Origin of the sequence: Exiguobacterium sp. s127 (assembly GCF_018618695.1) — a bacterium.
Lineage (GTDB): Bacteria > Bacillota > Bacilli > Exiguobacteriales > Exiguobacteriaceae > Exiguobacterium_A > Exiguobacterium_A oxidotolerans.
Map to the genome: position 1 here is coordinate 107,291 of NZ_JACSMO010000011.1, position 8,446 is coordinate 115,736.

3 protein-coding genes and 1 pseudogene are annotated in these 8,446 nt (G+C 39.0%); 3 read left to right on the top strand and 1 reads right to left on the bottom strand.

Annotated features, from left to right (window positions below; all coding sequences use genetic code 11):
* Positions 1 to 134: 134 nt before the first annotated feature.
* Together KNP98_RS13515 and KNP98_RS13520 are read left to right on the top strand one after the other, a co-directional pair.
* On the top strand, positions 135 to 3,164 hold the full coding sequence (locus tag KNP98_RS13515) for a DEAD/DEAH box helicase (protein WP_214811909.1): 3,030 nt from the start codon (positions 135 to 137) through the stop codon (positions 3,162 to 3,164).
* Positions 3,165 to 3,521: 357 nt separating this feature from the next.
* A pseudogene (locus KNP98_RS13520) lies at positions 3,522 to 4,930 on the top strand (alpha-amylase family glycosyl hydrolase); the annotation flags it as partial.
* Positions 4,931 to 5,453: 523 nt separating this feature from the next.
* Here the strand turns inward: KNP98_RS13520 and KNP98_RS13525 are convergent.
* Entirely contained in the window at positions 5,454 to 6,251 is a 798-nt protein-coding gene (locus tag KNP98_RS13525; protein ID WP_214811912.1) for a hypothetical protein, read from the bottom strand.
* Positions 6,252 to 6,771: 520 nt separating this feature from the next.
* On the opposite strand from KNP98_RS13525, the gene KNP98_RS13530 reads away from it, so the two are divergent.
* Positions 6,772 to 8,232, top strand: a complete 1,461-nt coding sequence (locus KNP98_RS13530; protein ID WP_214811915.1) for a MutH/Sau3AI family endonuclease — start codon at positions 6,772 to 6,774, stop codon at positions 8,230 to 8,232.
* Positions 8,233 to 8,446: the final 214 nt, after the last annotated feature.

The window sequence follows — 8,446 nt, forward strand, 5'->3', positions numbered from 1 at the left end:
TATTGCTAACTTTCATAGAAAAGAGATAATATGGTTTTAAATCCATATTATTAAAATGAAGTAAAATTAATTTCATTTTTTAACTTTTTTTATTTTATTTTCCTTCATATTAAATTGTGAAAGTAGTGATTATTTTGTCTAAATTTAAAAGTTATGAGAAAAAATTAGGATTAAATCGATTGAGTATTACTACTGATGATAAAGATATATTTATAAGTCCAGAAGAAATTTCAGACAGCTGGAAAGATAACTACATAGAAAAAGTATCTAGAGAGAAAGAAGAAATTGGATTAAGAGTACCTCAATTTGGTGCATTATCTGCTATTCGAGCTCATTGGACTACTTCATCCACTCCAGCTACTATTGTTTTACCTACTGGTACCGGCAAATCTGAAACTATTTTTTCTACAATAGTCTCTGAAAGAATTACTTCATCTCTTATTGTTGTTCCCTCAAACTATTTAAGAGAACAGCTTTACGAGGGTGCTAAAAATTTTGGGATTTTACCTGAATTAGAAATGATATCAAAAAAAGCATTACTACCTACAACTTTAATGTATAAATCAAAACCTAAAAAAGAAGACGAAGATTTGTTACTTGAATATATTTTAATGTCTAATATTATTGTTACGACTCCTAGAATGCTAAGTTCTATGTCGCCAAAAATAATGAAACAATTAGTTCAGAAAGTAGATGTAGTGTTCTTTGATGAAGCTCATCATTTAGCAGCAAAAGAGTGGTCATTAGTCAGAGAGATGTTTACAGGAAATAAAATACTACAGTTTACAGCTACTCCATTTAGAAATGACGGAAAAAAGATTGATGGAAAAATCATTTTTAATTACAATCTTTCATTAGCTCAAAATGCCGGATATTTTATGCCTATCGACTTTTATCCTATTAAAGAATTCGACGAGCAAAAATCTGATTTAGAAATTGCAAACATTTCAATTAAACTTTTGGAAAAAGATATAGATGAAGGATTCAATCATATTTTATTAGCTAGAGCAAACACTCAAAAAAGAGCGAATGAACTGTTTAAAGAGATTTATTCGAAGTTTACTCATCTTAATCCGGTTGTAATCCATTCAAATATTCCTGCAGCTGAACGAAAAGAAAAGATGCAATCTATCAAGAACGGTAAATCTAAAATCGTGGTATGCGTTGACATGTTTGGAGAAGGAATAGATATCCCGACGTTAAAAATTGCAGCTATTCATGACAAATACAAATCTTTACCTATAACTCTACAGTTCATTGGTAGATTCGCTAGATCTGGAAAAAAGAAGCTAGGAAACGCTAAATTAGTAACTAATATTGCAATAGACGATTTGAAAGAATCCGTTGAGGAACTCTATCACCAAAACTCTGATTGGAATCAACTTTTAAATATTCATTCAAGCAATGCTATTTCTAAAGAAATTGAAACAGATGAATTTTACAGTAGTTTTAAAAAAGGTCATGTGAAAGATATTGATTTGTCTCAAATAAAACTTAAAATAAGTACTCGCATTTTTAGAAATTTTTCTGCGGAAATTGATATAGATCGTTGGGAAGATGTATTAGATAAAACTAGAACAACAAACTTGATAAATGAACAAGATAATGTTTTTATTTTCATCGAAGAAATTGAATCTAGAGTGCATTGGTCAGATCAAAAAAATATCTTTCAATATGGTTATGATTTCTTTGTTGTTTTTTATGATAAAGAGAAAAAGTTGATTCATATACATGAAACCGATGTCAGTAAAGGGAACAAACTCATCGAAAAAATCTTTAAAGAAACATCCGCTATTAAAGGGGATGTAATTTATCGAAGTTTAAGCGATATCAATCGTTTAATGATTGGAACACTAGGTTTAAAGCAACAACCAAGCGGACGAATAAGTTTTAGAATGTTTACTGGATCTGATATTAAATCTGGAATTAATGAATCAATATCTGCTGGTTCAATTAAATCAAATTTGTTTGGCTATGGATATCAGAATGGAAATAGAATCAGCATTGGTTGTTCTTATAAAGGAAAAGTATGGATGAGATGGGTTGAAAGCATTGGTTTTTGGAAGGAATGGTGCAAATTAATTGGCTCAAAAATATTAGACGATAGTATTAGTACCACTGAAATTTTTGAAAATTCGCTAGTCTCAGAACCAATTAATAAATTTCCTAAGGGTACGCCATATAAAATTTTATTACCTGAATCCATCGAAACATCCAATTCACTGAGTAAGCAATTTTATATTGAAAAAGAAAATAAACATTATCCATTTTTTAATGCTGAATTAAAAAATCCAAAAATTATAAAAGAAAAACTTCAATTTGAACTATGGATAAATGAACGCAAATATGTTTTTGCACAAAGTATCGAAAAAAACTCATTTTCTTTCTCACAAATCGAAGGTGATGAATTATTTATACTTATTAGTCGAACTAAGAAGGTAAGCGCAACAGACTATTTGTTTGATAATGCTCCTGAAATATCATTTATTCAAAATAATGGTGTAGTCGTTGTTGTACAAGAAAATTTAAGCATTACTGTCAATCCTAAAAAAAATATTGAATTAAATCCAAATAAAATAATACCAATCAATTGGATTCAACTTGGTGTCGATATTAAATCTGAATCTCAAGGTATTAACAAAAAACCTGACTCTATTCAGTATGCTACGATTCATAACATTGTAGATCAATCATCAGATGTTATCTTTGATGATGATGGTTCCGGAGAAATAGCAGATGTTGTCTCAATCCAAATTAATCAAAAGATGAAAGATGTAACATTTAATTTATATCACTGCAAATATTCAGATGGAGTTAAACCCGGTGCTAGAGTTAAAGACTTATATGAAGTATGTGGTCAAGCAGAAAAATCGATTATTTGGAACGATAACATCATTGAACTGATTGATCGTATGATTTATCGTGAAAATGCTAGAAGAAAAAGTCATTCAAGTTCTAGATTCGAAAAAGGGGGCTTAAATATATTGAATACCTTAAAAAAAATGATTCAATCAGGCTTTGAAACTCGATTAAATATCTCAATCGTTCAGCCTGGAGTTTCTAGAAGTAAATTAACTGATTCAATGAAACAAGTCATCGTTTCAACAGATTCACACTTAATTGATACCTATGGAATTCAATTTAATTGTTACTTTAGTAATTAATCGATTTTTCTTAGTAGTATAGACAATGAAATTACTTGAAAATAACCTTAATGAATTGTGTCGGTGTCGTGGATATCTTTGCTAGAATCGAAGTATTTTTTGTAGCAGGAATGTTCAAAATAGGAATCGAGGATTGTAATGTATTGATCGAAGTTTATCTAGTATTTATAGATGCAAGAGATTTCACAATCGAATTATTTTAATTCAGATTTTAAAAAAATCTTTAGGTGATAATGTATATTGTGATTTAGAGTGTGTCCGTTGGAAGTTACCTTATTACGAAAGCACTCGAAGCAAACGTGGTGTAGCTTAACCCCATTCTATGTGTTACTAGACAAGTTCAATGAATATTGACATTACTATAACATCATGGAAAAAGCGGATACGATGGAGTATTTAAAGCGGCTGCTAGAAAAAGACTATGCAGTCGGACTCAAGGTAATCCTGGACCTCGTCGTCAACCACACATCGGACCAACATCCCTGGTTCTTAGAGTCGAAAACCTCGATGGACTCCCCGAAACGGGATTATTACATCTGGCACGACCCAATCAATGATGAGGCACCAAACGGCGTTCCTACTTCGCGCCTTCCTGCTGGGAGTACGAGGGGAAGAGTGGACAGTATTATTATCATTCGTTCGCCGTCGAACAACCTGATCTGAATTGGGAGAATGAAGACTTACGGAACGAAATCTATGCGATGATGCGATTCTGGCTCGACAAGGGCATCGATGGTTTCCGGATGGATGTCATCAACCTGCTCGCGAAACGAACAGACTTATCAGACGTCGAGAATCCGTACGACCTCAGTTACCTGGCGAACAATCCCGGCATCCATAGTTATCTTTAAGAGATGCACGAGCAGGTACTCCGTCACTATGACTGTATGACGGTCGGTGAAATCCCGTTCGTGACGCCAGCCGAGGGGGCGCTCTACGTCGACGAGTCACGATGCGAACTCGATACCTTGTTCCACTTCCGGATCGCCGACGAGATGCCGAAATGGGACATGCTTCGCTTCAAGGAAATCCAGCGAGAGTGGTATGAGGGATTGAAGGGACGAGGATGGAACTCACAATTCTTGAACAATCACGATCATACGCGCCAGGTGACACGTTATGGCGACGATAAGACATATCGTGTAGCATCCGCGAAGATGCTCGCGACACTCACGCATACGCTCCTCGGGATGCCGTACATCTATCAAGGGGAGGAAATCGGCATGACCGGTGTCGTATTCGTTTCCATTGATGATTATCAAGATATCGCCATGAAGAATCGCTACAACGAAGAAGTAGCGAAAGGTCGAAATCCACAAGAAGTGTTGTCGAGCTTGCAACCTCTCAGTCGTGATAACTCACGTACGCCGATGCAGTGGAATGATTCGACCGATTCTGGCTTCACGGACGGCGTTCCATGGATGAGGGTCAACCCGAACCATGTCGAGCTGAACGTCGAGACGGACTTACGTCGAGAGGATTCTGTGTTCCGCTACTATCAAGATTTGATCCATCTTCGGAAAACGAATGGTGCACTGGTTTATGGGGACTTCAAGGATTTATTGTCAAAACATCCTGTCATTCATGCGTATGAGCGTCGCCTCGACGAAGATAGGTTCGTGATCGTCTCGAATCACTCGGACGAAGATGTGGTACTTCCGTTATCTCTAGACTTTCGAGGCATGTTCTTACAAAACGTATCGAATGGAACGGATACATTACGACCATACGAAGCTCGAATCTATAAGGCGAAGAATGCATCCTAAGCATTCTTCGCCTTATCAAAATGGACTAAAGCGTATGGTGTTCATCATACGCTTCATTTCTTTTCCTTAAACTTATCGGCACCTGTCGAACAGCACGAAAAAAAAGAAGAGACCAAAGTCCCTTCATTCAATCCGCACCCTCTCGGTCGTCGATGAATCCCTGAAGATGAAATTCATATTCCACACTTCCTGATCCGAAGTAAATACTCCACATACATTCTATGCTCTTCTCACGAAAATGATTTTATTAGTCTGGAAGGAGCAACAGCTTTAGAATGCATGAAACCATGTGTGAGGGTGATTTTGACACTTTCGAGAGCAGGAGGGGAGTAGTGGGGTTAGAGGTCTCTTCTTCGAATTTAAGTATCTGATGTTTTCGGAGAATCTATTCGAAGTTGAGATTCTTCAGGCATGATAGAAGGCAATGGTTTCATGACAAAGAAACACTTTTGAAAAAATTGATGCCCTTGAAGTACTCAAGATGAATGATTCCCCCTTTATGCTGTCATGGGCTTCATTGTTCTTACACTTCAGTTGATAACTTTTCATTCGAACGTTCAACAGAACACTTCGAAACCTCCCGTAAACACACGATTTCCCCAACCTCATAGTCAACATTCTCTAAAATCCCTTGCGAGATATAACAATCCTTTTGATTCACTCTAGTCATCAAATACTCGTTTATTTCATCCATTTTCTTCGGCTTTAGAAACACCCTAGTCATCAAATACGCGAATATACCATCTTTCTTCGTCTCTCTGTTGAAATTTTCCCAACAATACTTTTCCTCATCCAGCCTCTTATGCTGCGCGTATATTTTTTTCCATGACATATTAAGCTCACGTCTATATCTACTATCCATGACTCTATACTTACGATCATCACTCTTTGATAAAAAACTTATCCAGTGTAGAATCGTCTTATTCTTATCTACTTTCCTCGATGGAAGGAGTGAATTTCTAGGGAGAATCGAGCAGATGAATAAGCATTTTTGCTCCTTCAAGCATTCCTCTGAATCATTGATTTTCATCGTAAAAATATCAAAACTTATTTTCTTCCCAGTAATTTTATGTATTTCATCTATTACAAAGGCACGATTACCACTCAAAAATGCTATGTAATCTTCTAAAGCGAAAAATTCACCAACGAAGGTTTTACCCTTCTCCTCCTTATTATAGAGCGTTCTTTCATTATTTTTTAAAAGCTCTAATACGAGACTCTCCATTTCAACAGAGGTCAGTTCCTCCAACTCAAACATCGCTTTAAGGCCATTCAACCATGCATATATCCCACAGGTCGGCCCTATCTGTACTATTGTCATTGATAAAACGCTCCTATTCTGACATAGATTTACTTTCTCAACCAGTCGAAGTGCACTTTTTTCTTTCTACTGTTAGATGCAACCTCTAATCATTATAATAAATTATGTATGTATAAGTATATTTACTCCACAAATCACAGAAATACAGTAGCCCAAATTCATCAATTGACTATCGCACCAGGGATTCTGTCACCTCCGTTATGGTCAGGAGGAATATGAACCTCATCCTAAGACCTGAATTTCCCTACACGTCCGATTTTAAAAACGTATAACCACGGAATTTATACTGAAGCAAGTCGCCCTTTCCGCATGGTCTCAGAGGCGAAACAGGAAGAAGAGTACGCTTAAGAGCGAACTAAGAAGAGTTCACCAGGTGCATTAAAAGAGTCTCAAGGGAGCTCTGTAAAGTCCCACGTAACTTGTGATTGATTCTCACACTTCCAAACCAGGCGATTCAGCCGATATATAACTACAGGATTCATCGAGGAACGAATCCAAACAAAAAAAAGGATGTGATGTAATGGAACGACCAGAATTCACAAGGACTCAGCTCGTCAATCTATTAGAAGACGCGAAAGGTCGTACACTCGGCGAAGTGGACGTGAATAATGTGTTCAAGATGACCGAGACTTCTACGAAAGTGACGGGGATAGCAGGTTCCGTGGTCGAACAATCGTTACTAGGATACGGGGCGAATTCAAGTCCCGATCCCGACATCATCGTCGACGGCGTTGATTTCGAGGTCAAGACCACGGGCTTGCGAAAGCCTCGAAAGCAGTCCTCGAAGGTGAAGCTGGAGGCAAAGGAGCCTCTCACGATAACGGCGGTGAGGGCAGAGGAAATCGATAGAGAATCGTTTCCTGATTCGCATTTCTGGAAGAAAACCCAGAATCTATTGCTCGTCTATTACGAATACGCTTCTCCTAAGACCGTTATTGCATCGAAATATCGTGACTTCCCAGTGGTCGGCTACCATTTCCATACCTTCTCGGAAGAGGAACGCTTGACACTCCAGCACGACTGGGAATTGATCCGCGACTACATAAAGACGTTACGACAGGAGCAACAGGGAGGAGAGCCGGACTATTCCACCCTCTCTTCCGCTTTGCGAAAGCAGCTCACCTACCTTGGCACATCACCGAAGTGGCCGAAACAACCACGATTCCGGATTAAAAGGGCATTCGTCTCGAACATGTACAATAAGTCAGTAGGTAAGACATACGCATCGATTCCAGAGGACATCTCGACGATGGAGGAACTGGAGAATGAGCTCAAGAGGATATCAAAGAAATATGTTGGTCGGACTGCTCGCGAGCTTTGCGAAACGTTCGATATTAAGTATGGCAGGACGGAACCGAAGTCCATGGCGGAGTTGATCATCGTCAGGATGTTGGGGGCGAAGGGCAAGGCGAGTAACATCGACTTCTTGTCGAAGCTCAATCTGTTGATGAAGTCGATACGCCTGACGGAGAAGGGGGCACACGTAGAGGACACGAAGCTCTTCCCGTTGGACCTGACAGAGACGCTGGACGAGGCCGAATATGAAAAATCACTAATCTATTACGAGCTGCGAGATTCACAACTTCTCTTCATGGTGTTCAAGACGGTGAAAGGTCAGAATCGTCTTGACGATGTTTTCCAAGGCTTCAAACATTTCGTCATGCCGGAAGAGTTAATCGAGGAGGATGCTAAGAACACCTGGACGGAGGTCCGTTCCATCATGTCCGAGAACCGCCTAGCAAGCGTGCCGGTCTTCAAAAAGGATGGCACACGAAGGTTGGCCTACAAGACGAGAGTACCCATGGAAGCGACGAACCTTCCCAAGTCGGAGGAATACACGTTCTTCCTGAAGGGCACTGGTAGTGACGCTTCGAAAAAGAACGTTCAAATCAATGGTGTCCGAATCTATCGGCAGAACATCTGGATGAAGGGGGAAGTCGTCGCCTCACTGTTGAACGAAATCTCGTTCATTGGACAGTAATCCACCCAGCGAACTCTCATTTCACAATCTGCATGCCTTAAACATGCACAAAGAGAAGAGAATTACGATTCGCTCAGTGGTGGTCGAACGACTTGAGGACGCCCGGGGAGGGCGTCCTTTTTCATTCCCTCGGTAAGACGTCGTCAGGACCGCTCCACTGCACCCCCTTTCGGAATTGGCGCACCTCATCCTCCCTCGCCTTCGTCACCTTAGG

Coding starts and splice junctions, on each gene's coding strand:
- KNP98_RS13525 (WP_214811912.1), bottom strand. CDS start 6,251: ATGACAATAGTACAGATAGGGCCGACCTGTGGGATATATGCATGGTTG.
- KNP98_RS13530 (WP_214811915.1), top strand. CDS start 6,772: ATGGAACGACCAGAATTCACAAGGACTCAGCTCGTCAATCTATTAGAA.